Genomic DNA, 26,848 nt, shown 5'->3' with positions numbered 1-26,848 from the left:
ATAACGCGATGAAAATACAAGAAGAAATAGAATTTACGACCGCCGATTCCATAGTAAAGGAGCTGGTTCAAGCAGGAGTGGAAACTGCTTTCGGGATTGTCAGTATTCACAATATGCCCATCTATGATGCAATTCTTAGAGAAGGAAGCATCAAACTCATTTGTTCACGCGGCGAGAGCGGTGCCGTCAACATGGCTGATGGATATGCCCGCGCAACTGGGAAATTGGGTGTAGTGATTACGAGTACCGGTACAGGGGCAGGAAATGCTGCTGGTTCACTGGTGGAAGCATGGGCAGCTGGCGTCCCTCTTCTTCATCTTACTGGTGAAGTGGCTTCTTCTTATCTTGGTACAGGCAAAGGATACATACATGAGTGTAAAGACCAGCTGTCCATGATGAGCGGAGCTTGTAAAAATGCAGTGAGGCTTAGAAACCCTGACCAATCTGCAGCAGTTGTAAGGAAGGCGATCCAAGAAGCGTTAACTGCACCAACGGGTCCGGTTACATTGGAAATCCCCATTGACTATCAATCGGCGATCATAGAAGATCTTTCACTTGAAGGGCTACGAGCTTTAACTTCTGAAACAAATCCATTGCCGTTTATTCCTGAACAAGCCGTGCAAAAAATAGTGGGCGCACGCCGTCCTGTAATATGGGCCGGTGGCGGAGTCATCAGTGCCAATGCTTCGCAAGAACTGCAAAAATTAGCGGAAATCCTTGGTGCAGCGGTTATAACCAGTCAGTCAGGAAAAGGCTCGATTCCAGAAAACCATGAACAATGCATCGGACATTTTGCGGCATATGAAACAACAAAAGAGTTTTTAAGAAATGCAGATTTATTGATTAGCGTAGGTGTAAGGTTTAGGGGGAATGAAACATCCAACTGGAAAGTGCCGGTGCCACAAGAACATATAGCGATCGATGCGGATTGGCAGGCCATTAACCGGAACTATAAAGCCACGTTAGGATTGGTTGGCGATGCAAAAGATATGTTAGCTGCCATCATTCAAAAGCTCGAAGAACATTCAGTTCAAGCTGAGTCTTCATATTTACAAGAAGTTCTTTCGCTTAGAAATGAAGTGCGCGCTCAACTCAGGGAAACACTTGGACCTTATGAGCAATTTGTAGATGGCATGAGGGAGATATTACCAAACGATACCATTCTAGTTCGTGATGTAACCGTACAGGCAAACGTTTGGGGCAGCCGTTTATTCGAAATCTATGAACCGAGAACATCCATTCATGCATCAGGGGGCGGAATTGGTCAAGGTCTTCCAACAGCAATCGGTGCCCAAATGGGGTGTCCAGATAAAACCGTCGTTCTAATGGCTGGAGACGGTGGGTTTATGGTGAATGTAGGGGAAATGGTCACGGCAGCCGAAGAAAACTTACCAGTTATCATCGTATTGTTCGATGACTCAGGCTATGGGGTTCTTCGCAACATTCAAACAGCCGCATATGGTCGGCAGGTAGCCGTGGATTTATTGAGTCCTGATTTTGTGAAACTGGCAGAGTCCATGCATTTTGATGCTGTCCGTATTGGTTCTGGAGATGAATTCATATCCGAACTGAAAAAGGCAAAGGAAAGACGTAAACCTTCAATGATCGTTGTTGATATGGAAGCCGTGGGGCCTATGGCCAAGCCATTTGGCGGACCGCCAGGAGCTGCGGAAGCGTTCAAGCCCAGGAAACTATAAGGAGGATTGAGAATGATTTCGACATACCCATTTGTTTCAGGAAAATACCTAGTTAATGGAGAATGGAAAGAATCGGCGGATAAAGTCGATGTAGTAAATCCGGCATATACATCGGAAGTAGTTGGCCAGGTGGCAAAATGCTCTGAAGAAATCGTGAATGAAGCGATTGAAGCGGCAGAAAATGCTTTTGAAACGTGGTCTCGCTCTGATATTGGGGAACGGGCAAACCGGATGTGCACTGCTGCAGAAGAACTTTCAAAAGTAATCGAGGAAAATGTTACAGTGTTTGTACGTGAAAATGGGAAAACACTTGTTGAAGCTAAAAAGGATTTACTGCGCTGTGTTGAAGTCATGAAGGGCTGTGCAGCAGAGTTACTTGATTGGTGGAAGCCTGAAGTGCTTCCAGGAAATCAAAAAGTCCAGATCCGAAGAAGGGCAAGAGGTGTCACGGCAATAATCACACCTTGGAATTCTCCGATGATATTAACCTTTAAAAGGGTGATTCCTGCTGTTTTGGCAGGCAATGCCGTTGTCGTAAAACCTGCAACGAATTGCCCGTTAACGATAATGACCTGTTTAAAAGTAGTTGCTGAACATTTTCCTCCAGGAGTCATCAATGTAATCTCAGGATCAGGAAAAGCTATCGGCGACAAACTATGTTCCGATTCACGCGTACGGACATTGGCGTTTGTCGGAAGTACGGAAACCGGAAAAGATATCATGAAGAAATCAGCTGGAAATCTGCAAAAAGTATATATGGAACTTGGCGGAAATGATCCTGCCATCATTTTGGAAGATGCCAAAATGGATGAAGCCGCTATCAAACGTTTGAGGATGGGGATTTTACGAGCAGCGGGTCAGGTCTGTTCTGCTGTAAAACGGGTGTACGTCCAAGAATCACGTTATGATGAGGTTGTTGAAAAGCTGACCAAAGAGTTTAGCCGGATGGTAATTGGTGATGGCATTCAGCCTGACGTGACTATGGGTCCATTGAATAATAAAGCACAATATGATTTTGTGAATGGCTTGATCGAACGTACCGCTGAGTCAGGAGGTAATATTATCACGACTGGCATTCAGCTGAATCCGGAGACTTGGGATAATGGTTATTATATGCTTCCTTCCATTATTACTGGTGTCGATCAGCAGAGTGAATTGGTTCGGGTAGAACAATTTGGACCCATCATTCCAATTTTACCTTTCAATGATATTGATGAAGCTGTAAAATTAGCGAATGATAGTGAGTTTGCGCTGCGTGCATCTGTTTGGACCGAGAATGAAGATATCGCTGTCGAAATGGCAGATCGCCTTGAAGCTGGTGCGGTTTTCCATAATAATCATACCGTTTTCAGCGACTTGGCACTGGATTTCCCTGGCTTAAAAGAAAGTGGTGTTTCGCGGGAAACAAGACATTGCGGGTTGGAATTCTTTGCGGACTCATACGGGTTTGCTGATTGAGGAAGGATGAAACTATATGAAATTAGGTTTAATCGGGTGCGGTAATATCGGGAAATTTCTACTTCAGGCCATTAATAATGACGGGCTTCTTCCAGGTGGGAAAATCGTTTCGATTTATGCCCGCCGTGAAGAAATCGCGGCACAGCTAGCTGAAGAATTCAGGACACAGCCATATAGTGATGTCGATGAACTCCTTAAATCCGATGTAGATTTAGTCATAGAGGCTGCAACGATTGAAGCAGCTGAAGAGTATGCATTGAGAGTGCTTAAAAGCGGGAAGGACCTCTTGCTGAGCAGCATTGGCGTGATGGCGAACCCTGCCTTTGAAGAACAATCAAATCAGATTTGTAAAATGAATAACGTGAATATTCTCCTTCCGTCTGGTGCGATTGGAGGTCTCGATGTACTTAAGTCGGCAAAAGCGGTGAATGGCCTTGAATCCGTTTGCATCACCACAAGAAAACCGCCAAACGCATTGCCTGCAGGTTCTACAGTGACAGAAGAAACGGTATTATTTGAAGGATCTGCTGCAGAAGCCATCAAACAGTTTCCGAGAAACATTAATGTTGCGATTGTGCTGTCTATGGCTGGTCTTGGATCTGAAAAGACGAAAGTGAAAATCATTGCCGATCCCAATGTGTTAAAAAACAATCACCTGATAGAAGCGTCAGGTTCGTTCGGGAAACTGAAACTGGAAGTGGAAAATGATCCGATGCCAAATAATCCGAAAACGAGTTATCTAGCGGCATTAAGTGTTTTGGCTACTCTGCAAAATAAGGAAAAGAGCGTTCAAATCGGGTAAAGACTTATGATTTAAAGCTTGGAAGGGAGAGAAAAAGTATGCTTAAAACTGATAAATCCTTAGAAGAAATGTCGAAACAGCAAGTTATTAACTATCTGAACGAAACGGTTAAACCAGAGGAAGGCGCTATACCTGCATACCTCCTTGGAGACCCAAAGGTTTATGATATAGAACATGAAAAAGTGTTTTTGAAAACATGGGTTTTTATCGGTCATGATTCTGAAGTACCCAACAAAGGAGACTTCATGACCCGTGAACTAGCTGGCTACTCGCTCATCATCACTCGTGATGCTGAAGGGGAAATCAGGGCGTTTTATAATATGTGCACACATCGCGGAATGAAACTATGCCGTGCAGATAAAGGGAACAAGTCATTATTTACGTGTCCCTACCATGGGTTTAATTTCAAAAACACTGGTGAGCTCGTAGGGGTGCCATTACAAAAGGACATATATGGGGGCAACCTTGATCGGGCGGAAATGGGCCTTCACAAAGTAAAGCTTGAATCCTATAAAGGTCTTTTATTTGGAACTTGGAATGAAGATGCAGAGCCGCTTGAAGAGTTTCTTGGAGACATTAAATGGTATTTGGATATACTCGTAGGTCGTGCAGAAATGGAAGTAATCGGGGTTCCGCAAAGATTCGTTGTTAATTCCAACTGGAAAGTTGGTTCCGATAACTTTGTTGGTGATTCCTATCACACGATGGTCACACACGGATCCATTGCCAAACTGGGCATGGTGCCCAATGCCACCTATTCAAAGCGTGGTTTTCAAATCCATACGGATAACGGGCATGGACTGAACTTAGGGACACCTAACCCTGACTTCGCTTTCCCGGAGGAATTGAAAGAAGAATTTAAAACTAATTTGTCTGAAGAACAATATGAAGTGTTATCAAACTTAAAGAATATGATTGGGAACGTTTTCCCCAACTTATCATTTTTAATATCCCATACAAAAATCAAAGACCAATTCATCTCCAACACTTCAATTAGAATGTGGCGGCCAATCGGTCACAATAAAATGGAAGTGATCGCTTGGATGCTCGTGGAAAAGAACGCCTCCCAAGATTGGAAAGATAGATCAAGAGATTCATTTATATTGACCTTTAGCCCATCCGGCATTTTCGAACAGGATGATACGGAAGTGTTTACGGATATTACTGAAGCAGCTCAAGGCCCAATGCCTTTCCTAAAGAATTTAACCTACAATTATACAATGGGGCTTCATCGTGAACCAGTCGATTTTATAGGACCGGGTGTTGCTTACGATGATAAATTCACTGAAGCGAGCCAAAGGAATTTTTACAAGTACTGGCTTGAATTAATGACGAAATGATAAGCGGGAGGGGGAACGGAAATGAATGTGGAGAAAATGTTGCTTAAATGTGAATTTGAACAGTGGTTGTATGATGAAGCTCAACTACTGGATGATATTGAATTTGATGATTGGTTCGATTTAATGCACTCGAGCTTGCGTTATCAAATGCCTGTACGTGTTAATAAAGAAGGGGTGGAACGCCCGGATTATTCAACGGAAATGTTTACATTTAATGATGATATTGAGCTGCTTAAACTGCGCGTGGATCGTTTGAAAACGGATTATGCTTGGGCTGAAATACCGCCATCAAGAACACGGCGTTTTGTCTCTAATGTACGCGTTAAAGACTTTGTTGAAGGTGAAAAGGCAGTCGTCAAGAGCTATCTGCTAATTTATCGAAGCCGCAGCACGGATATTCAACATGATCTGATTTCGGGGGAACGAAATGATGAATTCATTTTCGAAGAAGGTAAATGGAAACTTTCCAAACGGATATTCATTGTTGATCAATCAACGATAAATACCAGAAATCTTGCTATCTTCGTATAATATTGACTTGGGTAAATAGAGATAACAAGGAGGCTGGTTACAATGTCAATGGCGTTAAAGGATAAAGTAGTGTTGATTACCGGAGGCAATTCAGGTATCGGAGAGGCTGTCACTAGACGTTTTATACAAGAAGGGGCAAAAGTCAGCATCATCGGCCGCTCGGTAGAAACGCTAAAGAAAATGAAAGAGGAATTTGGTGAAGATATTCTCATTAACCAAGGCGATGTAAGCAAATATGAAGACAATGAACGGGCTGTACAGGCCACTGTCAAGCAATTTGGCAAGCTGGATGTTTTCGTTGCCAATGCTGGAGTCTTTGATGGATTTGCTAAATTTGCCGACGTAACTCCCGATGCACTTTCCGAAGCATATGATTTTTTGATCGATATTAACGTTAAAGGATCTTTCTTTGGTGCTAAAGCCGCTCTTAAAGAATTGCAAAAATCGAATGGCAATATTATTTTCACCGTATCCGGTGCCAGTTTTTATCCGGATGGAGGCGGGGTGTGGTATACAGCAAGCAAGCATGCCCAAATAGGGCTGATGCGGCAACTTGCCTTTGAACTCGCTCCTAACATAAGGGTGAATGCTGTAGCGCCTGGTGGCACTCTGACAGCATTATCGGTCATTCCTCCCCTACGTCCATTCGTTAAAATCGTGGATAATGAAACGAAGGCCAATAGTATAAAAAAAAGAAACCCTCTTCAGCTTGCACAGATGCCCGAAGATCATGTAGCTGCATATGTCCTGTTAGCATCGGACGCAGCGCGTGCAATTACCGGTGAAGTCATCTCCAGTGATGGAGGATTGTCAGTTCGCGGACTGGGTTGAGTTCATAACAAAATAAACTATGGGGAAGAAGGTTTATAAGTATGACTGAATCACTATTGGGCAATAGGAATATTAATCAACTCGCATTTGTTGTAAAAGATATTGAAGCTGCTAATGAAGCTTTCACAAGACTGCTGGGCATTAAGAAGGCAGAACCATTTCTAACTGGTGACAGTTCTGTTTCGAAAGTCACTTTTAGAGGTGTACCAACGGAAGCACAATCCAAACTGGCTTTTCTGAATACACCAACCGTCCAATTTGAACTAATAGAACCCGATAAAAATCCAGGAACGATGCGTGAGTTCCTGGATGAAGTAGGTGAAGGGATCCACCATATTGCTTTTGATGTAGACTCTATCCAAAAGAGGCTGCCAATCATGGCGAAAAGTGGATACCCAGCTTTGCAAACGGGTGAATTCACTTCAAGTGACGGCAGATATGTATATGTGGATACAATGGATGATCACAAAACGTTAATTGAAATGCTTGAAAGTGCAGAGCCAAGAGAAACGGCATGGGAGAGACCAGAAGATGCTAGCATTCAGCCGCTATTAGGGACTAACAAAGTGGAACAGCTTGCGTTAGTTGTAAAAGACCTTGATGCGGCTGCAGATACATATTGTAAGTTGTTGGGTGTTGAAAAACCTCCCATCATCCATTCTGGTTCAAGCGATATTACAAACGTGATTTACAAAGGGAAGCCCACAGAAGGAAAATCAAAATATATGTTCATCGATACTCCGTTAATTCAAATTGAATTGATCGAGCCGGGCGAATCACCCAGTACGTGGAAAGATCATCTTGAAACATATGGTGAGGGTGTTCACCATATCTCTTTTGTCGTTAAAGACATAGAGACTAAAATGAAGATGTTAGAAGAAATGGGCTATCCGATCATACAGACAGGTAACTTTTTTAACGGAAAAGGCCGATATGCCTATATGGATACAACATCGACCTATAAAGTGATTATTGAATTGCTAGAACGTTTTGATGAGTAAACATGTAACAATCGATCATCAAAAGGTGTTCTGGATGCAATTGTATGAGCACTTGGAACATACATAATCAGGAATAATGATCCCCAGCAATCATTAAATCGAAAACCTAGCCATTTTTCCACCTAATCAGCTGATTAACTTACTAGAAGTGAAACCGTAAAAAGCATACAAGGCAATGGGCAGGAAGGGGACTTCAACCATGGCCTTGTACGGTTGGAATAAAAATGAAAAATTTAACAACAAGCGGAAAAATTTATCGACAAATAATTCAGAATATTAATATTATTGAAAGTGGTAATTGGCTTGGGAATTTTTTAAGCTAAGGTGTATACATGTATGCAGGTGAGGGTGTTCTTTTTTCAAAGCAGCAATAGGTTATAAAAAATTTGTACGATCGGGGACGAAGAGAATTGGAGATATCGGGAAAAATAAACTTGTTAATTTGAATTGTGATACACGTTTTATGTAATCAAGGTAATAATCATAGTTTTTTTTGGATATGGATCGTATTGACCTTTATTGCTTTTTCTGCATCTTTGTCACGAATGGCATGGATTACCTGTAAATGCTCGTTGTTTCGTTCCCCATACCAAGATTTATCAACCATTCTAACATCTTCATTACGGGCGGATAAAAAGGAAATTCGGAAAGAAAGCCATAATGAATCAGTAGTTTTTTGGAGAAAGAGTATTTCTCGAGTAGGAATATAATAAGCGGTGAAATTCATTGTTTGCACGACTTGCCGCAATCCGGTCATTACTATTAATCGCTTGTTGCAGTTTATCCGTTGCCCATTCCAGTTTTTTTTAATTCCTCTTCCGTAATTCCTTCACAAGCTTTTTGTATCGAATAGTTTTCGAGCATCCTCCTGATTTCCAATTCTTGCTGTAAAAGTTCAATATCCACATTGGAATGACCATCCCAATACCAGGTTTCACCTGAAGCAAATTTTCCTGTTCCAATTTCCTCAAAGCTTCACGAACCGGTGTACGGCTACAAATGAATTGCTGGGCGATATCATCTTCGGTTAAACGGTCTCCGGGCAAAAATATCCCTTCAATGATCGCATTTTTTATAACAAAAAATATAGCTTCCCTTAAAGGCTTAGAAGAATAATGTTCTATTTGTTCTATAAAATATTGATAGTGATTGGTTACCATGTTGCTCCTTTCTAAAATCCAATTATATACATGTATATTTATTTTATCTTAAAAAACGATTGAAGTCATTCTCTGCTTCAGACTTTTGATTGTTTATACATTTCAATGGGGCGAGTCCGTTTCTGTTTCGGCGATTTTATATGAACTATGAAACAATTATAATCAAAGATGCTTACAAGGCTATCTGTCCGATTGGTAAGGTATAAAATACAGGAAAGCACCCATCCATGCTGAAAGTGGGAGAACTGCCTGATACTTTTGGGGAAAACAAGGGTGTCATAGAGTAAGCGGAAGCAAACTTACAGTAGGTTATATAATCATCGGTTTTGGGGTCACTTTGCCGCGATGAATGATGTATATGGGGATTCTTTTTACAAATGACCATGCAAGAAGTGAGATTCATGTTGCTCGATTACATAAAGATGCTATGATTGAAATCGAAGTTTATTTTAAACAAAGAGAACGTCAGATTGATATTTTCTTTTATTTAATATACATAGAGGATACAGGAGGAGTTTTAAAATGAATTTAGCACAATTTCCTAGAAAGCGATATACACCGACATATACACCAGTTGAGAGATTAGATCATTTTTCTGAAGTTCTTGGTGGACCATCCATTTACGTTAAACGAGATGATATGCTTGGTCTGACGGCTGGGGGAAATAAAACAAGAAAACTGGAATTCCTTGTTGCCGATGCATTGGAAAAAGGCGCGGATACGTTGATTACGTGTGGAGGCATTCAATCAAATCATTGCCGCTTGACACTAGCTGCTGCCGTTAAAGAGAAAATGAAGTGCATCCTTGTGTTGGAAGAGGGACTTTCAAATAATTCAGAGCCGGATTTTAACGGTAACTATTTTCTCTATCATTTATTGGGGGCTGAACAAATTATAGTTGTCCCTAATGGAGCGGACTTGATGCAAGAAATGCAGAAAGTGGCAAAAGAGGTAACAGAGAAAGGACATCGACCTTACATCATTCCGGTTGGGGGATCCAATGTCATTGGTGCAACGGGATATGTTGCATGCGCTCAGGAGATTTTGGCGCAGTCCTTTGAGCAAGGGATTGATTTGAAAGCAGTTGTTTGTGTAAGCGGCAGTGGGGGAATGCATGCTGGCTTGGTTGCCGGATTCCACGGAAATCAAAGTGGAGTATCAGTAATTGGAATAAACGTAAGCAGAGGAAAAGCGGAACAAGAAGAGAAAGTTTTTCAGCTTGTTAAAGAAACCTTAACACATATCGGCATACCAAATTCAATTCCTCGTGAGGCTGTTACGTGTTTTGATGAGTATGTCGGACCAGGTTATGCTTTGCCAACACCTGAAATGGTGGAAGCAGTCAAGCTCATGGCAAGAACAGAAGGGATATTGCTGGATCCGGTATATACGGGTAAAGCGGCAGCGGGACTCATTGATTTAATACAAAAAGGCACATTTAAGCCGGAGGAGAACATCCTATTTGTTCACTCTGGTGGCGCTTCATCGTTATACGCCAATACTTCCCTATTTAATTGAAATACTTAACATACAGGGGGGCCTTAATCCCGCTTTTTTCAATAAAGTAGGCATGGTTATTAAGCGAAAAACATATGTATCGAATTATTAATCCAACAATCTTTCATGCTGAATTTTGCTAAGTGTGAAAACGGCTTGATGGAATTTAATTGTAATTTTAAAGTTCCTGTTATCAAGTGGAGAGCGCTTAAAAGAAGAATTTTAAAGAAGAAACAGCAACCGGTTCCCCAATGTGCTAACGAATTGGTAGCGGAACAGACTATTGTCCATGGGCAAAAGAGGTTCTATCTGAATTTTATAACAGAGTTGATTGGAGCGAAAGGTGTGAGACTCCTGCGGGAAAAGCGCGTCTAGGGGAGACCCCGCAGGCGCAAGCCGAGGAGGCTCCCGGACCGCCCGCGGAAAGCGAGTGCCTGGAGTGGAAATCAACGTTCAAATTGTAAAAGCCATAAAAAGACTGTAGACAAACTCGATTTTCATCGAGTTTGTCTACAGTCTGAGAGGATTCTACAGTTGTAGAATCCTCTTTTAATAATTATATTACTTTTCGATTAAAGACGTCGTATGATCAAAAACAACTTTTCCATCAACGATTGTTAGCTGTACCTTTGTATTGGGAATTTCAGCTGCTGGAACTTCAAAGAGATTTCGTTCCAATACTATCATATCTGCAAGTTTCCCTACTTCTAATGTACCCAGTTCCTCATCTCTAAATGTACCATAAGCGGGTCCGGCTGTATAAGCTTTCAATGCTTCGGCAAGTGTGATGCGCTCATGTGGATGCCATACCGTTTTTCCGCTGCTGTCGATTCTCGTTACTGCACGATAGATTTGTAGAAGCGGATTAAGGGTATCGATTGGGAAGTCCGTTCCGAATGCCAATTTCGCACCGGCTTCTTGCAATGTTTTAATCGGGAAAACATGCTTTTCCCGTTCTGTACCAATTCGCTCGGTGTAAACACCTCTTTCGGACATCGCAAAGTGATCCGGCTGCATCGAAGCAGTCACGCCTAGCTCTTTGAACCGATGAACATCATCCGGGTGGATCACTTCAATGTGTTCAACAGAATGACGCGAATCCCGTTTACCGTTTGTCTTTTGCGCTTCCTCATAAGCATCCAAAGCAAGGCGAATCGCTCCGTCGCCAATGGCATGAAAACGAATGCTAAAGCCTTCTTTATCTGCATCAACGACCCATTTTTTGATTGTTTCAGGAGGGAACGAAGATTCACCGCATGTTTTCGGTTGATCAGCATAAGGTTCAAGTAAATAAGCGGTACGGGCGGTAATGACGCCATCTATAAATTGTTTAAGGCCTGATACACGAAGTTTATCCGATTGATACGTATCTCGTAATTGTTTCACACGTTCAAGGTTGCCATTTAATGCTGGCCATAAATGAATGCGGGCTGTTAATTCCCCATTGTCTTCAAATTCCTTGAAAACATCATAATCATTAAGCATTTCCAATGCTTCTATGGCAAATAAGTCGTGGACGGATGTTACTCCTAAACTAGCTGCATGAGCGAGGAAATTCGTGAAAAGTTCTCTCTTTTGTTCTTTAGTAAAATCATAGGCATGGAGGATAACCGCTTCCATTGCTTTTTCGTATAAAAGACCATTAGGTTCTCCAGTTTCGTCTTTTCCAATAAATCCATACGAAGGGTTTTCCGTATGACGGGTAATATTAGCGATTTCAAGTGCCTTTGAATTTACCCATGCGTAATGACCTTCGGCGTGAAACATAAGCACCGGACGATCGGGGAGAATACGATCCAATGAATACCGATTCGGTAATTGCTGCGTATCCCAATATCCTGCATCCCATGAAGCGCCAATTATCCATGGATCTTGCGGACGTGATTCGGCAAATTCACGAATCATTTCCAACGCTTCATCTTCTGAACGTGCCGAGAATAAATTGGCACTATTCATCGCAACAGCCCCATCCATCATGTGAAGATGGAAATCATGAAAACCCGGTATAATTAATTCGTCATTAAATTGGTAAATTTTCGTATTCTCGTCTGAATGAGAATAAACCTCCTCCTCAGAACCAATCGCAATGATTTTGTTGTCCTTAATCGCAATCGAGGCGGGCTCCGGATGATCCTTAAGACCTGTAAATACAGCATTACTTGAAATGATCACATCAGCTGGTTGTTGATTCATTATCAATCATTCCTTTCAATTCAAAGAGTAGCTTCCTTATTATCAAGCTTGTTCAATGGCAAGCTCAGGAGGCGGTTGTCTAAACATTTTCGTAAGATTTAGAAGGTACACAAATCCGATCGCAAACCAAGTTCCTCCGAGTATTAGCGAATAGATGTCTAACTTTATCCAAAAGAAACCTGTCAGAGAAGCACCAATTAACGGAATGATAAGGTACCGGATCGTCCCCATTAAGGAACGTTGCTTTTTTCGGAAATAATAGTGAGCGATAACCGAAAGATTAACGAAAGTAAAAGCGAATAATGCACCGAAATTTATAAGGGATACGGCAGTTGTAAGACTTAAGAAAAGAGCGCTTAAAGCAACGCCCCCTATAATTAATATGTTGAAGACAGGTGTACGATATTTAGGAGAAAGATATCCGAATATTTTGGCAGGGAGTACACGTTCACGTCCCATTGCATATAAAATGCGTGAAGCACTTGTTCCTGAAGCAATTGCAGATGAAAAGCTTGACATGATTCCTTCAGCAAGAATATAACTTATCAAAAAGTTACCCCCGATATACATGGCAATTTCCATATAGGCAGATTCCGGGGCTTTAAATGATTGGTAGTCTGTCCAGACAAGCTGTAAAAAATAAGAACCGATAAAATAATATAATCCACCAATGATTGTTACAAGATAAATAGCCCTAGGTATAGATTTTCGAGGGTTTTTCGTTTCTTCAGAAAGAGTTGTTACTGCATCAAATCCTAAAAAGGAAAAGCATAAAATAGGGATTATGGACATGAAGCCCTGCATATTTATATTTGAATCAATAAACGGAAGGATCGAAAAAAGCGTTCCTGCTCCTTGACCATTTAAAAGACCCTTTATCGAAAAAATCGTGAACAACGCAAGTGTTATGAATTGCAAGATTAGAAGCCCCGTATTAAGCTTAGCCGCTATCTTGATCCCAAGGATATTTATAACCGTAACCGTGACGATAAAGAGAATAATCCAAATGTACATAGGAATCAAGGGGAAATAGGCCTTCATTGCAATTCCTAACAATAGAGCACTAATCATAGGACTGAACATATAATCCAGTATGATGGTCCAACCTACGAGAAAACCAATGTGAGGACTTAGGGATTTTTGCGTAAACGTATAGGCAGCGCCAGCATTTGGAAATGCTTTCACCATTTGCGCATAGCTGTATGCTGTAAATAACATAACGACTAAGGCAACGATATAAGCAGTTGTAATCATCCCGTTCGTGCTCTGGACAGCTACTCCATATGTCGAAAACAAAGTAGTTGGAGCCATAAAGGCCAAACCAAAAAACACGACATTTTTTAATGGTAGTGAACGTTTAAGAGTTGGTGAGTTTGTATTATTCATATATCTGTCCCCCGTATTTAAATGGCTACATCAATATTGTAAACAGTAGGTGATTAGACGCTCTTTAATGGGCCCTTTGATTTATAGCCGTTTATTAATGCCCCAGAATATCATAAACTGCTTTTCCATCCACGATCGTTAACTGTACCTTTGTATCTGGTATTTCTTCCACGGGTACTTCAAAAAGATTTCGCTCTAAGACTACAATATCTGCAAGCTTATCTACTTCCAATGTTCCTAATTCCTGCTCTCTAAATGCACCGTAAGCGGGTCCGACTGTATAAGCTTTCAATGCTTCGGCAAGTGTGATGCGCTCATGGGGATGCCATATCGTTTTTCCGCTGCTATCGATTCTCGTTACTGCACGATAGATTTGTAGAAGCGGATTAAGGATATCAATTGGGAAGTCCGTTCCAAATGCCAAATTCGCTCCTGCTTTTTGCAATGCATTAATCGAGAAAACATGCTTTTCACGTTCAGTACCAATTCGTTCGGTGTAAACTCCCCTTTCTGACATCGCCAAGTGATCCGGCTGCATCGAAGCAGTTACACCCAGCTCATTAAAACGATGGATATCATTTGGATGAATCACTTCAATGTGTTCGACGGAATGTCGTGAATCTCGTTTACCATTTGCCTTTTGCGCTTCCTCATAGGCATCTAAAGCAAGACGAATTGCTCCATCTCCAATCGCATGAAAACGAATGCTGAAGCCCTCATTATCGGCATCAACAACCCATTTTTTGATCGTTTCAGGAGGGAAGGACGTTTCACCGCGTGTTTCTGGTTGATCGGCATAGGGATCAAGTAAATAAGCTGTCCGGGCGGTAATGACGCCATCGATAAATTGTTTCAGCCCTGACACACGGAGTTTATCCGATTGATACGTCTCTAGCAATCGTTTGGAGTGCTCAAGATCGCCATTTAAAGCAGGCCATAAATGAATACGCGTTGTTAATTTACCTTTGTCTTCAAATTCTTTGTAAACATCTAGTGATTCTATTGTTTTTAAACCATGTAAGTCATTGACAGCTGTTATCCCTAGGCTTGCAGCGTGTTCCAGGAAATTAGAGAAGATTTCATTCTTATGTGTATTTGAAAAATTAAATGCATGACGGATAACCGCATCCATTGCTTTTTCAAATAAAATACCATCGGGTTCTCCATTTTCTTCTCTTCCAATAATGCCATAAGAAGGATTTTCCGTATGACGAGTAATATTTGCAATCTCCAATGCTTTCGTATTTACCCATGCATAATGGCCTTCTGCATGAAACATGAGTGTTGGCCGATTAGGGAGAATGCGATCCAATGAATGGCGAGTCGGCAATTGTTGTGTATCCCAATAACCTGCATCCCATGTAAATCCGATTACCCATTGATTTTCCGGTTTTGACTCAGCGAATTCAGAAATCATATCTAGCGCTTCAGCTTCTGAACGAGCTGCGAACAGATTGACACTATTGAGGGCGACGGCACCTTGCATAATATGAAGATGGAAGTCATGGAATCCCGGCATTATTAATTGGTCTATGAACTGATAGATTTTCGTGTGCTCTCCTGCGTAGTGTTTCATTTCTTCGTCAGAACCAATCGCAACAATTTTGTTGTCCTTAATCGCAATAGAAGCGGGTTCAGGTTGGTCGGTAAGACCTGTAAATACAGTATTGCTTGAAATAATCATGTCAGCTAGACGTTGACTCATCATCAATCATTCCCTTCTTTTATAGCTCTATTATTAAGCATCTTCAAAGGCAAGCTCAGGAGGCGGTTGTCTAAACATTTTTGTTAAGTTTAATAGATAAATAAATCCGATAAGAAGCCAAGTTCCACCTAGTATTAATGAATGTTTATCCAGTTTTATAAAAAACAATCCTATTAGTGCTGCACCAGTAAGCGGGATAATCAAATATTGAATCGTTCCTTTAAAAGACTTCTGTTTCTTTTGAAGAAAATAGTAAGAAACAACCGAAAGATTCACAAAGAAAAAGGCAAATAACGCTCCAAAACTAATAAGAGATACGGCTGTCGTTAGATTTAAGAAAAGAGCACTTAACGTCACAACACCAATGAGTAAAATATTGAACACAGGTGTCCGGTATTTTGGGGAAAGATAGCCGAAGATTTTTTTCGGCAATACATTTTCCCTTCCCATCACATACAAAATACGAGAGGCGCTCGTTCCCGATGCAACGGCTGAAGCAGTGGTGGATGTTAGCCCAACTGCTACAAAGAAGCTCACAAAAATGTTTCCGCCGATATACATCGCGATCTCTAAATAGGCGGATTCAGGGTTATTGAAGGAATGAAAATCCGGAAAAATTAGTTGTGCAAAATAAGAGCCTGTGATAAATAAAAAACCGCCAATCATCGTTATGAAATAGATCGCTTTTGGCAACGTTCTCGTAGGATCCTTCGTCTCTTCTGACAATGTAGTTACTGCATCAAAGCCTAAAAAGCTAAAACATAGTATGGGGATTACAGATAGAATAGCAGGTACGCTAATTTCAGGATCATAAAAGGGAACGGTTGAAAATAATGTCCCTGTTCCTTTTCCTGAAAGAAGCCCTTTAATGCACAAAATAAAAAATAGGGCAAACAATAAAAATTGCAAGAAAAGCATATACGTATTAAGTTTCGCTGCTAATTTAATGCCAAGGATGTTGACCGTGGTAATAACCACAATAAATAAAATGATCCAAACAAACATCGGAATGGATGGAAAATAAGCTTTCAGTGAAATCCCTACGATTAGGGCGCTGATCATCGGGCTAAATATATAATCAATGATGATTGTCCAACCAACGATGAACCCAAGATGCGGGCTTATTGATTTTTGCGTAAACGTATATGCTGCCCCTGCGTTCGGAAACGCTTTCACTAATTGAACATAGCTATAAGCTGTAAATAACATGACAAATAAAGCAATGGCATAAGCCGTAGGCATCATCCCGTTGGTGCTGTGTACAGCAACCCCATATGTTGAGAAAAAAGTTTTTGGAGCCATGAAAGCCAATCCGAAAAAGACGACATACTTCAAAGTAAGAGTACGTTTAAGAGTTGGTAAATTCGTATTTTCCATAAATCAATCCTCCTTGTAAATGATTTGCTAACGGTCACTTCATCAATTGATAGATTATTCTGAATATTAAATTTGGAATTCCGTATATATTCAGGTAATGGTAAAGTTTGTTTTTAAGGATAACCAAAATAAAAAGTATCTAGTTGTGAACGGAAACAGCTTCCATGACTGGATGCTGTTAAAGCGTTTTCATAATTCCTCTTTAGTGCCTGTCCTTTAATCGGTAGAGGAGTTGGTAATGAAGAGTAGTTAAAATGAAAGGAACGCTAACAAAACGGCATTGTCTTTTTGGGATTTTAAACTTTTTAATAAATGGCATCACTCCTTGGAACAAAATGATATTTTCAAATAATGCCTTGCTGTTTCATTTAGGAAAGCATCACTCCATTCAGTATGTTTAAATCCATTATAAAGTCTCGTCTAACACCAGAGTAAACAGTTGCCATTCAAAAAAAAACAGCCTTCGAAATGAAAATGTTATCATTTCGAAGGCTGTTTACTAGTTTACTTTATCTTGAATCGGAATTTGTATTTCATAATAAGCTTCATCATATTGATCAGTCAGAGAAACGTCAACCTGCATAATTCGAAAGGCATCACCGGTAATAACATAGCCATGAGTATCGCAATAATGGAGTAGCTTTTTAAGCTGGGTTAGCATTTTCTCCCTTGTGAGTCCTCCATAGTAGGAACATAAAAATAGCCCTTTTTCAATTTTTTTTAGGGTTGGTTGCTCTGACTCTCCATCCTGAACAAGAATGAATAATTGAGATTGATAGGCACTTAGGTTACCGGAAAAGTCAGATGATTGACGAATTATATCAAAGTACTCTTTATTGATGAAATCTCCAAATTTATTGCTGGCCAAAGCAGGAATGATTCCACCAATCCTGTTTTCGAGTTCTACGAAACCAAGATACAGATTTTCTGTATCCCCCCAACTTACCGGCCTGGCTAGCTGGATGTATTCCCGTTCTTCAAATTGTTTTATCACGATATCCGAATTCCTGTAACTGTTTGTGAAATGTTCAATATTGTATAATCGTGTCATCAATATATTATGGATATCTTGCAATTTCTTGATTTCTTCCTGTATATTGGCCATTGATTTTTGAAGTGATTGAACCGACTTTTTGACATTCCGATTCGTAAGAAATTGCTTGATTTCCCCTAAGGAAAACCCAATTCTCCTTAATTCTTTTATCGTTCCAAGAACTTCATACTGGGAAATGGAGTAATAACGATAGCCAGTTTCGGGGTCAATATGATAGGGCTTTAGCAATCCAATTTTATCGTAATGACGCAATGTATCTACCGTTACACTTCGCAACTTCGCCATTTCTCCTATACTCAGCTTATTTTGCATGGCTTTTTCTCCTAACCAACACTGAATTTATCTATATTAATAACATGAATATCCCTTATTATAAAGTAGTGATTCTTGTTGTGTATAGCTAGTAGTAGGATGATTTATAGTGCAGTGCACTTCCAGGTTTAAGTCGAATACTGGACGGTAAGTTTGCGCTGCAATTTTATGGACGGGGGTTATCCATTACAGCACTTGAAGGATGAAAATACCAAAAATTGTTTTCTTTGGACGTAATTAAAGGGAGCAAAAATCGGTTCAACATTTTTTCTGGTAAACTGGTAACCGAAACCTCAAGGATGCACAAAAGTGATTAAAGCGTTTTTTTAACACCAATTTATATATTAAGTCAATGACGGTCAAAATGAGGAATTTGTAATGAGGGAACATATGTTTTATAATGTATTTTGAGTAAGTATTACCTATCGAAAAGGGGAGGTATTATATGTATATTACCATTTCGGATTTTATTAAAGAATGGAATAAAGAAGCCAAACTGACTCAGAATGTTTTGGATAGTTTGACTGATGATTCATTAGAACAACAAGTTTATCCCGAAGGTCGCACTTTAGGAAGAATTGCATGGCATTTCACCACGAATATTCCAGATTATCTAGCTCATTTCGGGTTAAAGATAGACCGTATAGAAAGTTCAGAAAACGTTCCATCTTCTGCGCAGGAAATTGCTATCACTTTTAAAAATGTAAGTTCTCACGCAGCCGAAATTATTGAACAACAATGGACAGACGAATCCCTGGAACAAATACAAGAAGCGTTTGGAAGACAGGAAACAAATGCTTCCATCCTTATGGGGCTAATCAAGCATATTGTTCATCATCGCGGACAAGTCACGGTTCTGATGCGTCAAGCAGGAATAAAACCTTATGGGGTTTATGGACCGCCAAAAGAAGATTGGATTCATCTAGGTGTGCAAAATCCACCGCTTTAATAACTTGTGCAAGCTTAAGTAATGTTTAAGTAATGAACTTCAACATATGGGCGCCATTGGTGAATAATTAAATCCCGGTTCTCAATTTTATCACTGAGTTAATAATATGTTAAAGCATCCTTTGAAGGGTGCTTTTTATTGTGCCAAAGAAGGTGTTTAAATGAAACTATTTGGGAGCCTTTGTTTTAACTGCCATTCTCCCTTTTTTCCAATTAAAGCTAATGATGTTAATACAAAAAGGTGAGATAGATCAACAAGCCTTGCATACAATGACCGTTTATTCCGGCATTTCCTTTTGGTTAGGCCATGTTAAACCATTAGTGCAGAACAGTTCTTTAATAATATTATTTATAATTATACTATTATTAAGCCGCCATATCCTGCCCCCCAGAGCGGCGCAACTAAATCCGTCAACGATTAGGAATTAAACAAAACGACAATAATGACGGGACCTTCACCCAATCAATTTAAACTGACTGAAAGTGTATAGTTAAAGATCAGGGCTTGTAAATATCAGTATTTTGTAGAAAAATGTCGTTATTTGCGAATATCATTTTTGTCATTTCTGAGATATTATAATACTGAATGTACTTTAATACATTGAAGTGGTAATGCGAGCTTTATGTCGGTGCTCAACTGAATGAGTGGGGGATTATAAATGAGTGTAATCATCGAGAAGAAACTAGTGGAAAACTATACTCATATGGAAGATGTAATGTTGGTTGGGAAAATCCAAAATGGTGATGAAGATGCACTGGACTTTTTAATCAAAAAATACAGATGTGTCGTTCAATCAAATGCTTTGAAGTATTTTTTAACGGGTGGAGATAAAGAAGACGTCTTTCAGGAAGGGATGATTGGTCTTTATAAGGCCATTCGAGACTACAAGAATTGCAAAAAGTCGTCTTTCAGATCATTTGCGGAACTGTGCATTACAAGGCAAATCATAACGGCTGTTAAAGCGGCTATCTGCCAAAAGCATTCTCACTTAAATAATTATGTTTCATTGTATACGCCTATCTATCAAGGGGAGTCGGAACAGGCCCTGATTGATCTAATCCCTGAACAGAGCCAAAATGACCCAGTCACGATATTAATAAAATCAGAAGAAATTTGCGATATTGAGCTAATTTTAACGGAAGTCCTCACTGAGTTGGAAAGCAGTGTTGTGGACTTGTACTTGGAAGGAAAAACTTATTTTGAAATATCGAAGGAACTGAATATTCAAAAAAAGACGATCGATAATGCACTTCAGCGGGTAAAAAGGAAGTTGGAGCGGTACTTCGAGTCCAGGAGGTTGGAAGAATAACAACTATAATTCTTTAAACTTTCATTGATTATTATTTGCAAAAATAGTACTGGAGCTAATAATCATCGCAGCTTTCTTATTTATTGGCTTTGTTAATGTAGTGTAGTGCCATCTCATGGGAAAATAAATATCCCTCTAGATAAATGCCGAAGATTCTCTGAGTATAAACATAAAAGCCCTACTGAAACAGAAGGGCTTTTTACTATGTTCATTTTTTAATTCACTCTACTCAACAGGAGATTATATCTCAATGTTTCATCATCTGAATATAATTTGTATCCAAGTCCATCGCTGTAGTTAAGAAATACTTTATCCGGAAGATGCTTTTTAGACTCACTTGATATTAATATGGGGACCCCATCAATTATGAATCTCTCATCATCCTCGTTTTTATTATCAATTTTCAATTCGTGTTCTACATAAATCGAACAGCTTCCAACATAAATGGCTTCAATACGAACACCTTCATTCTCTTTATAATCCACTTTTTTTAGTTGTTCAATCGCTGCTTCTTTAATCTGAATATTCATAAAACCACGCTCCCATAAAAAAATGATATTATTTTTTATCTATACAAGGAAAACAAAATCAATCTATGGAGAATCCTCTATTTATTCGTATACCCATTTGTTTATAAGTTAATGTGTTAGACCTTTCATGGGAAAAAATTAAAAAAGATTTACTTGAGAGGTGGGGAAAAGCGTCAATATTCCGGAAGTTTATCAATAATGAAGTTCCTGATCTTTGTGAATTAGGAAGGTATTTTCTAAGGTAGAAGAACAAACTTAAACTTTTTGTGAAAATCTGGAAAACTAATATTCTTTAAAAATTTCATATGCTGGTTCTACTATCGAGAATTTGTTAATTATTATTTGCTACCCTTAAGACATGCTATCCATATAATAATTTTCCTAATTAGGGATCAAAGAAATTTAGTGTTAACAATAGGTGTTAATTTAGGAAACGAAAGCCAGTGGATTAGTAAAGTCAATAATTACATCACGACATAAAGCGTAAGTTTTTCAGCCTCTTCCAAAGAGTGGGGTGGTCGTGATTTGTAGTATCCAAGACTGACGATGCCAAGGGACCTAATTCAGTAGATGGATGAAGTCGATTCCTTAATGTTGAACTGCACCCCAATTGTTAGACAAAACTAACAATTGGAGGTGCAGTTTTTTTATGGCAAGAACTCTCATGCCGTTTAATATACGCTTTTTGCTGTCAGGCAAAGGGTTTCCAGCATTAATGAGCCTGCATTCTTCGCAATGATCAGCCTATCGGCTTTGCTTTCATAGGCCATTTTTTGTTTAATTCAGTTATAAAAGTCTTGACATTCTTTTTATCTTCCATTATTGGGGAATAGACGTAAGAAAGTGTTCTGTTAAAGGATTCATTTTTAACCTGAATAATAGAAAGGATTTTATTTTGTACATCCCTTTCAATGACACTTCGGGAAAGAAGGGCCAGACCTGCGCCGTTTTTTATAAGCGTTTCTTTAATTCCTTGATTACTGCTTATCGTGAGTATCGATTTAATTTTCAAACCATTTGAACGTATGACATGGTTAAGGTATTCACGTGTACCAGATCCAACTTCCCTGGTTACCCATGCTTGGTCATGTAGATCAGTAATCTCCACTTCGTCTTTATTAGCGAGTTCATGATTGTTAGAAGACACAATGAATAGCTCATCTTGCATGAATGGGTGAACAGAAAGCTCTTTTTCATTAGTTTGACCTTCGATTAAACCAATATCCACTTTGTATAGCCGAACGGCTTGAACGATTTCTTCCGTGTTTCCAATTACGACTTGAAGTTCAAGTTCAGGATAGTCCTCTTGAAGGTCGATAAGTAAAGAAGGAAGGATATACTCTCCTATTGTAAAACTTGCCCCTATCTTTAATTCACCCTTGATGGTACTATCGTGTTCCTGAATGTCTTGTCTGGTCTGTTCATAGATTGTGATCATTTGCTTGGCCCGGTCGTAAAGAATTTCTCCCGTTAAGGTGACTTTTAGGAATTTAGGAGAACGGAGAAATAATTTGGTTTGGAACTCTTCTTCCAATTTTTTTATATGTAAACTTACACTTGGTTGCGACATAAGAAGCATTTCTGCTGTTTTTGTAAAATTCTTGACCTCCACAAGGGTCACGAATGTTTTTAGAGCATCATAGTACATAGAAATTTCTCCTTATTATTAATATTCTTAATAGTTATAATAAAATATATATATTTTACTAATGATGTGACTTCCAGTAAAGTTTTAATGAGAAACTTATTTTAGGAAGAGTATAGGTTGGGGAAAGTTATTGTCCTTTATAACCTTATTTTTTTATTTGTTGCGTGCTATGAACCTATATGACTGTATTTTAAATTTTTTTACAGTTAAAACCGACTTGGTCTATAGGAGTAAACGAGTTAATTAATTTATTTATGGATGGATATAGAAATGTTTAAATCCACTCGTTATACATAATAGTCAACTAAGATAAGTTAATATCCCTTTGTGAGGTGGAAATCGTGCAACTTCAGGTGAGTAACAGTCCCTTTAATCAAGAGCAGGCAGAGCTCCTTAACAGCCTACTGCCTAGCTTGACAGAAACACAAAAAATTTGGTTGAGCGGTTATATGACTGCATCTTTGTCAGTTTCGAATATGAGTTCAGCCGATGCCCCGGTATTGGAAGCTCAAAGCGGCGGGAAGACAATAACAAAAGAGGTGACCATTCTATATGGTTCACAGACGGGCAATGCTCAAGGGCTGGCAGAAAATGCGGCGAGTAAGCTTGAGGGTAATGGCTTTCAGGTTACCATTTCAGCCATGAGTGACTTTAAAGTCAACAATTTGAAAAAAATCGAAAATCTTCTGATCGCCGTTAGCACGCATGGAGAAGGCGATCCGCCGGATAATACATTGTCCTTCCATGAATACCTTCATGGCAGGAGGGCACCAAGCCTTGAAGGACTCCGCTTTTCGGTATTGGCGCTAGGGGACAGCTCATATGAGTTTTTCTGTGAAACGGGAAAACAATTTGATAAACGCTTGGAGGAACTTGGCGGAACACGGTTATTTCCGAGAATGGACTGTGACCTAGATTATGATGAGCCAGCTAGCGAATGGCTGGAAGGAGTCATTTCTAATTTAAATGAAGGGGAAGGCAGTTCTATTACTGCAGTTCCCGCACCGATAGCTTTAGTAAGTGAACAAACGTATTCGAGAACAAATCCGTTTAAAGCGGAAGTGCTGGAAAATATCAACTTGAACGGCCGTGGCTCCAATAAAGAGACACATCATCTTGAGTTATCTCTTGAGGGCTCAGGTCTTACTTTCGAACCTGGAGACAGCCTTGGTGTTTATCCGAAAAATGATACGGATTTAGTGGATATGCTTCTTACGGAACTCAATTGGGACCCTGAAGAAACCGTGAAGGTCAATAAGCAGGGCGACCTTCGACAGCTTAGGGAATCGCTCATCTCCGATTTTGAAATTACGGTTTTGACAAAATCGCTCATTGAACAAGCGGCCCAGCTTTCAGGTAACGAGGATTTAAAGGAGCTTTTAGAGCCTGGTAATGAAGAAAGATTAAAAGAATATCGTGAAGGCCGTGATTTGCTTGATTTTGTCCGTGATTTTGGTTCATGGGGTGAATCGGCGCAAGAGTTCGTATCGATACTCCGGAAAATGCCAGCCCGTCTATATTCGATTGCGAATAGCTTATCCGCATATCCGGATGAAGTGCATTTGACAATAGGAGCTGTCCGGTATGAAAGTCACGGACGAGAAAGAAACGGTGTCTGCTCCATTTTATGTGCGGACAGATTACAGCCAGGGGACACGCTGCCCGTTTACATTCAGCATAACCAAAACTTCAAGCAGCCGAAAAACCCAGACACTCCCATTATCATGGTTGGACCGGGTACGGGCATTGCTCCGTTCAGATCCTTTATCCAGGATCGCGAAGAATCGGAAGCGAAAGGGAAAACGTGGCTCTTTTTCGGCGATCAGCATTTCGTGACGGATTTCCTTTATCAGACTGAATGGCAAAAGTGGTTGAAAACAGGTGTACTTACGAAAATGGATGTTGCCTTTTCACGTGATACTGATGAAAAAGTGTATGTTCAAAACCGGATGCGCGAGCACAGCGGTGAATTATACGAATGGCTTCAAGAAGGTGCAGCCGTATACATTTGCGGTGACGAGAAAAACATGGCACATGATGTCCATAATACGCTTATTGAGATCATTGAAAAAGAAGGCAATATGAGCCATGCTGATGCGCAAGCTTATCTTGAAGAAATGCAACAGAATAAACGCTATCAACGTGATGTATACTGAAATTTGGATGAAAAGGAGATAACAACATGGTGAAAACACTATTAAAAGCACCAGAAGGCCCGCCTAGTGATGTTGAGCAAATTAAAGAAAAAAGCGATTATTTGCGAGGTACACTTGGAAAAGTGATGCAGGATCGGATCAGCGCCGGTATTCCGGATGATGACAATCGACTAATGAAACATCACGGCAGCTATTTGCAGGATGACCGGGATCTGCGCAATGAGCGTCAAAAACAAAAACTGGAGCCTGCCTATCAGTTTATGTTGCGTGTCCGCATGGCCGGCGGGGTTGCGCAGCCTTCTCAATGGCTTGTTATGGATGACCTTGCTCAGAAATACGGTAACGGAACCTTGAAATTGACAACAAGACAGACGTTTCAAATGCATGGTATTTTAAAATGGAATATGAAAAAAACCATTCAGGAAATCCATGCTTCCATGCTGGATACAATCGCTGCATGCGGAGATGTAAACCGGAACGTAATGTGCAATTCGATTCCATTTCAATCCGAAATCCATTCCGAAGTATATGAATGGTCGAAAAAATTGAGTGATTATCTATTGCCACGTACAAGGGCGTACCATGAAATCTGGCTGGATGAAGAAAAAGTGGTTGGTACTCCTGAAGTGGAGGAAGTCGAACCAATGTACGGAAAGCTTTATTTGCCAAGGAAGTTTAAAATAGGCATTGCCGTCCCTCCATCCAATGACATTGATGTTTATTCCCAGGATCTTGGCTTCATAGCAATTGTTGAAAATGGAAAACTCGTTGGTTTTAATGTGGCGATCGGCGGCGGTATGGGAATGACCCATGGTGACAAGGCGACATATCCTCAACTAGCCAAGGTAATCGGCTTTTGCCAGCCAGACAAAATACTGGATGTGGCTGAAAAAATCATTACGATTCAGCGAGATTACGGAAACCGTTCCGTACGGAAAAATGCACGATTCAAGTATACGGTAGACAGGCTTGGGCTCGAATCGGTAAAGGCTGAATTGGAAAATCGTCTAGGATGGAAGCTGGAGGAAGCGAGAGCTTATCATTTTGATAATAATGGTGACCGCTATGGATGGGTCAAAGGCATGCAAGGAAAGTGGCATTTTACACTATTTGTCGAGGGTGGCCGAATTGCCGATATCAATGATTACAAGCTGATGACCGGTTTGCGCGAAATCGCAAAGATCCATACGGGTGATTTCCGTTTGACGGCCAATCAAAATCTGATCATTGCAGATGTCTCAAGCCAGAAAAAGAAAGAGATCATCGAATTGCTTGAAACGTACGGTTTGACGGATGGTGCACATCATTCGGCGCTCCGACGCAGCTCGATTGCATGCGTGGCGCTTCCAACATGCGGGTTGGCAATGGCCGAAGCAGAGCGTTATTTGCCGGTTCTGCTTGATAAAATCGAGACCATCGTTGATGAAAACGGCCTGAGGAACGAAGAAATTACGATTCGCATGACCGGTTGTCCGAATGGATGTGCCCGGCATGCACTCGGGGAAATTGGTTTTATCGGTAAGGCACCTGGCAAATATAATATGTATCTCGGTGCTGCCTTCGATGGAAGCCGATTAAGCAAAATGTACCGTGAAAACATCGGTGAAGAAGAGATATTAAAAGAGCTTCGCGTACTTCTTTCCCGTTATGCAAAAGAACGCAAGCAAGGAGAGCATTTCGGTGACTTTGTCATAAATGCTGGCATTGTCAAAGAAGTGACGGATGGAACGAATTTTCATGATTGATTAAATAGAAAGTGAGACAGGAATAACTTCCTGTCTCAGTTTGTAGACAAAAGGGGTTCGGAATTAAAAAATTCCGAGCCCCTTTTGAAATTTCCTTTGAATTTTGGCCCAAGGTTGAGAGATTAGGGCTCTACGAGCCCTCTATGTTAGGCCATTTTTGGACCTTG

General features: G+C 40.2%; 22 protein-coding genes. 12 read left to right on the top strand and 10 right to left on the bottom strand.

Annotated features, from left to right (window positions below):
- Window positions 1-8 precede the first annotated feature (8 nt).
- From J7E52_RS11975 to J7E52_RS11945, 7 genes are read left to right on the top strand one after another with little or no spacing between them, the layout of a single operon-like run.
- Window positions 9-1,697, top strand: a complete 1,689-nt coding sequence (locus J7E52_RS11975) for a thiamine pyrophosphate-binding protein (RefSeq protein WP_214746520.1) — start codon at window positions 9-11, stop codon at window positions 1,695-1,697.
- A gap of 12 nt (window positions 1,698-1,709) precedes the next feature.
- Complete coding sequence (locus J7E52_RS11970; RefSeq protein ID WP_214746518.1) at window positions 1,710-3,155, top strand: aldehyde dehydrogenase family protein; 1,446 nt, start codon at window positions 1,710-1,712, stop codon at window positions 3,153-3,155.
- A 16-nt stretch (window positions 3,156-3,171) separates the two neighbouring features.
- Window positions 3,172-3,957, top strand: a complete 786-nt coding sequence (nadX, locus tag J7E52_RS11965; protein WP_214746515.1) for an aspartate dehydrogenase — start codon at window positions 3,172-3,174, stop codon at window positions 3,955-3,957.
- Between the two features lie 38 nt (window positions 3,958-3,995).
- Window positions 3,996-5,297: an aromatic ring-hydroxylating oxygenase subunit alpha gene (locus tag J7E52_RS11960; protein WP_214746512.1), complete on the top strand. Its 1,302-nt coding sequence runs from the start codon at window positions 3,996-3,998 to the stop codon at window positions 5,295-5,297.
- 21 nt (window positions 5,298-5,318) lie between these two features.
- Entirely contained in the window at window positions 5,319-5,828 is a 510-nt protein-coding gene (locus J7E52_RS11955; RefSeq protein ID WP_214746509.1) for an aromatic-ring-hydroxylating dioxygenase subunit beta, read from the top strand.
- A gap of 42 nt (window positions 5,829-5,870) precedes the next feature.
- Entirely contained in the window at window positions 5,871-6,659 is a 789-nt protein-coding gene (locus J7E52_RS11950; RefSeq protein ID WP_286197690.1) for an SDR family NAD(P)-dependent oxidoreductase, read from the top strand.
- A 41-nt stretch (window positions 6,660-6,700) separates the two neighbouring features.
- A complete protein-coding gene (locus tag J7E52_RS11945; RefSeq protein WP_214746506.1) occupies window positions 6,701-7,660 on the top strand; it encodes a VOC family protein in 960 nt (319 codons plus the stop codon).
- A 481-nt stretch (window positions 7,661-8,141) separates the two neighbouring features.
- Here J7E52_RS11945 and J7E52_RS26930 read toward each other — a convergent pair whose 3' ends face one another.
- Genes J7E52_RS26930 through J7E52_RS11935 form a run of 3 tightly spaced genes read right to left on the bottom strand, consistent with a single transcriptional unit; the run spans window position 8,142 to window position 8,820 of the window.
- The gene (locus J7E52_RS26930) at window positions 8,142-8,267 is read right to left on the bottom strand and encodes a hypothetical protein (protein ID WP_286197689.1); all 126 of its coding nucleotides are present in this window, start codon (window positions 8,265-8,267) and stop codon (window positions 8,142-8,144) included.
- Window positions 8,268-8,325: 58 nt separating this feature from the next.
- A complete protein-coding gene (locus J7E52_RS27615; protein WP_214746849.1) occupies window positions 8,326-8,460 on the bottom strand; it encodes an FCD domain-containing protein in 135 nt (44 codons plus the stop codon).
- A 6-nt stretch (window positions 8,461-8,466) separates the two neighbouring features.
- Window positions 8,467-8,820, bottom strand: coding sequence for a GntR family transcriptional regulator (locus J7E52_RS11935; RefSeq protein ID WP_214746503.1), 354 nt, complete (start codon window positions 8,818-8,820; stop codon window positions 8,467-8,469).
- Between the two features lie 522 nt (window positions 8,821-9,342).
- Here J7E52_RS11935 and cuyA point away from each other — a divergent pair.
- The gene (gene cuyA / locus J7E52_RS11930) at window positions 9,343-10,338 is read left to right on the top strand and encodes a D-cysteate sulfo-lyase (RefSeq protein ID WP_214746499.1); all 996 of its coding nucleotides are present in this window, start codon (window positions 9,343-9,345) and stop codon (window positions 10,336-10,338) included.
- A gap of 540 nt (window positions 10,339-10,878) precedes the next feature.
- Here cuyA and J7E52_RS11925 read toward each other — a convergent pair.
- From J7E52_RS11925 to J7E52_RS11905, 5 genes are all read right to left on the bottom strand, one after another.
- The gene (locus J7E52_RS11925) at window positions 10,879-12,510 is read right to left on the bottom strand and encodes an amidohydrolase (protein WP_214746496.1); all 1,632 of its coding nucleotides are present in this window, start codon (window positions 12,508-12,510) and stop codon (window positions 10,879-10,881) included.
- Window positions 12,511-12,552: 42 nt separating this feature from the next.
- The gene (locus tag J7E52_RS11920) at window positions 12,553-13,896 is read right to left on the bottom strand and encodes an APC family permease (RefSeq protein WP_214746493.1); all 1,344 of its coding nucleotides are present in this window, start codon (window positions 13,894-13,896) and stop codon (window positions 12,553-12,555) included.
- Window positions 13,897-13,990: 94 nt separating this feature from the next.
- On the bottom strand, window positions 13,991-15,601 hold the full coding sequence (locus J7E52_RS11915) for an amidohydrolase (protein ID WP_214746847.1): 1,611 nt from the start codon (window positions 15,599-15,601) through the stop codon (window positions 13,991-13,993).
- A 33-nt stretch (window positions 15,602-15,634) separates the two neighbouring features.
- Window positions 15,635-16,978 (bottom strand): APC family permease, encoded by a 1,344-nt coding sequence (locus J7E52_RS11910; RefSeq protein WP_214746490.1) that lies wholly within the window; start codon window positions 16,976-16,978, stop codon window positions 15,635-15,637.
- Between the two features lie 499 nt (window positions 16,979-17,477).
- Window positions 17,478-18,344: a MerR family transcriptional regulator gene (locus tag J7E52_RS11905; RefSeq protein ID WP_214746487.1), complete on the bottom strand. Its 867-nt coding sequence runs from the start codon at window positions 18,342-18,344 to the stop codon at window positions 17,478-17,480.
- A 445-nt stretch (window positions 18,345-18,789) separates the two neighbouring features.
- Here J7E52_RS11905 and J7E52_RS11900 point away from each other — a divergent pair, with 445 nt between their 5' ends.
- Both J7E52_RS11900 and sigH read left to right on the top strand, forming a co-directional pair.
- Window positions 18,790-19,293: a DinB family protein gene (locus J7E52_RS11900; protein WP_214746484.1), complete on the top strand. Its 504-nt coding sequence runs from the start codon at window positions 18,790-18,792 to the stop codon at window positions 19,291-19,293.
- Between the two features lie 658 nt (window positions 19,294-19,951).
- Window positions 19,952-20,602 (top strand): RNA polymerase sporulation sigma factor SigH, encoded by a 651-nt coding sequence (gene sigH / locus J7E52_RS11895; protein ID WP_214746482.1) that lies wholly within the window; start codon window positions 19,952-19,954, stop codon window positions 20,600-20,602.
- 215 nt (window positions 20,603-20,817) lie between these two features.
- On the opposite strand, the gene J7E52_RS11890 is transcribed toward sigH, so the two are convergent.
- Both J7E52_RS11890 and J7E52_RS11885 read right to left on the bottom strand, forming a co-directional pair.
- The gene (locus J7E52_RS11890; protein ID WP_214746480.1) at window positions 20,818-21,132 is read right to left on the bottom strand and encodes an iron-sulfur cluster biosynthesis family protein; all 315 of its coding nucleotides are present in this window, start codon (window positions 21,130-21,132) and stop codon (window positions 20,818-20,820) included.
- Window positions 21,133-21,871: 739 nt separating this feature from the next.
- The gene (locus J7E52_RS11885; protein WP_214746477.1) at window positions 21,872-22,780 is read right to left on the bottom strand and encodes a LysR family transcriptional regulator; all 909 of its coding nucleotides are present in this window, start codon (window positions 22,778-22,780) and stop codon (window positions 21,872-21,874) included.
- A 341-nt stretch (window positions 22,781-23,121) separates the two neighbouring features.
- On the opposite strand from J7E52_RS11885, the gene J7E52_RS11880 reads away from it, so the two are divergent.
- On the top strand, window positions 23,122-24,936 hold the full coding sequence (locus tag J7E52_RS11880) for an assimilatory sulfite reductase (NADPH) flavoprotein subunit (protein WP_214746473.1): 1,815 nt from the start codon (window positions 23,122-23,124) through the stop codon (window positions 24,934-24,936).
- 26 nt (window positions 24,937-24,962) lie between these two features.
- On the top strand, window positions 24,963-26,681 hold the full coding sequence (gene cysI / locus J7E52_RS11875) for an assimilatory sulfite reductase (NADPH) hemoprotein subunit (RefSeq protein WP_214746470.1): 1,719 nt from the start codon (window positions 24,963-24,965) through the stop codon (window positions 26,679-26,681).
- The last annotated feature ends 167 nt before the right edge of the window (window positions 26,682-26,848 follow it).

It is taken from the genome of Bacillus sp. ISL-34 (assembly GCF_018613325.1).
GTDB lineage: Bacteria > Bacillota > Bacilli > Bacillales > DSM-1321 > Peribacillus.
This window is presented reverse-complemented; position numbering and strand designations above follow the sequence as displayed.

Bases quoted from the DNA above. Each gene is read 5' to 3' on its own strand.
- cysI (WP_214746470.1), top strand. From the start codon at position 24,963: ATGGTGAAAACACTATTAAAAGCACCAGAAGGCCCGCCTAGTGATGTT.
- J7E52_RS11975 (WP_214746520.1), top strand. From the start codon at position 9: ATGAAAATACAAGAAGAAATAGAATTTACGACCGCCGATTCCATAGTA.
- J7E52_RS11900 (WP_214746484.1), top strand. From the start codon at position 18,790: ATGTATATTACCATTTCGGATTTTATTAAAGAATGGAATAAAGAAGCC.
- J7E52_RS11950 (WP_286197690.1), top strand. From the start codon at position 5,871: ATGTCAATGGCGTTAAAGGATAAAGTAGTGTTGATTACCGGAGGCAAT.
- J7E52_RS11935 (WP_214746503.1), bottom strand. From the start codon at position 8,820: ATGGTAACCAATCACTATCAATATTTTATAGAACAAATAGAACATTAT.
- cuyA (WP_214746499.1), top strand. From the start codon at position 9,343: ATGAATTTAGCACAATTTCCTAGAAAGCGATATACACCGACATATACA.
- J7E52_RS11905 (WP_214746487.1), bottom strand. From the start codon at position 18,344: ATGCAAAATAAGCTGAGTATAGGAGAAATGGCGAAGTTGCGAAGTGTA.
- J7E52_RS11885 (WP_214746477.1), bottom strand. From the start codon at position 22,780: ATGTACTATGATGCTCTAAAAACATTCGTGACCCTTGTGGAGGTCAAG.
- J7E52_RS11960 (WP_214746512.1), top strand. From the start codon at position 3,996: ATGCTTAAAACTGATAAATCCTTAGAAGAAATGTCGAAACAGCAAGTT.
- J7E52_RS11945 (WP_214746506.1), top strand. From the start codon at position 6,701: ATGACTGAATCACTATTGGGCAATAGGAATATTAATCAACTCGCATTT.
- J7E52_RS11910 (WP_214746490.1), bottom strand. From the start codon at position 16,978: ATGGAAAATACGAATTTACCAACTCTTAAACGTACTCTTACTTTGAAG.
- J7E52_RS11955 (WP_214746509.1), top strand. From the start codon at position 5,319: ATGAATGTGGAGAAAATGTTGCTTAAATGTGAATTTGAACAGTGGTTG.
- J7E52_RS11890 (WP_214746480.1), bottom strand. From the start codon at position 21,132: ATGAATATTCAGATTAAAGAAGCAGCGATTGAACAACTAAAAAAAGTG.
- J7E52_RS26930 (WP_286197689.1), bottom strand. From the start codon at position 8,267: ATGGTTGATAAATCTTGGTATGGGGAACGAAACAACGAGCATTTACAG.
- nadX (WP_214746515.1), top strand. From the start codon at position 3,172: ATGAAATTAGGTTTAATCGGGTGCGGTAATATCGGGAAATTTCTACTT.
- J7E52_RS11970 (WP_214746518.1), top strand. From the start codon at position 1,710: ATGATTTCGACATACCCATTTGTTTCAGGAAAATACCTAGTTAATGGA.
- J7E52_RS11915 (WP_214746847.1), bottom strand. From the start codon at position 15,601: ATGAGTCAACGTCTAGCTGACATGATTATTTCAAGCAATACTGTATTT.
- J7E52_RS11920 (WP_214746493.1), bottom strand. From the start codon at position 13,896: ATGAATAATACAAACTCACCAACTCTTAAACGTTCACTACCATTAAAA.
- J7E52_RS11925 (WP_214746496.1), bottom strand. From the start codon at position 12,510: ATGAATCAACAACCAGCTGATGTGATCATTTCAAGTAATGCTGTATTT.
- sigH (WP_214746482.1), top strand. From the start codon at position 19,952: ATGAGTGTAATCATCGAGAAGAAACTAGTGGAAAACTATACTCATATG.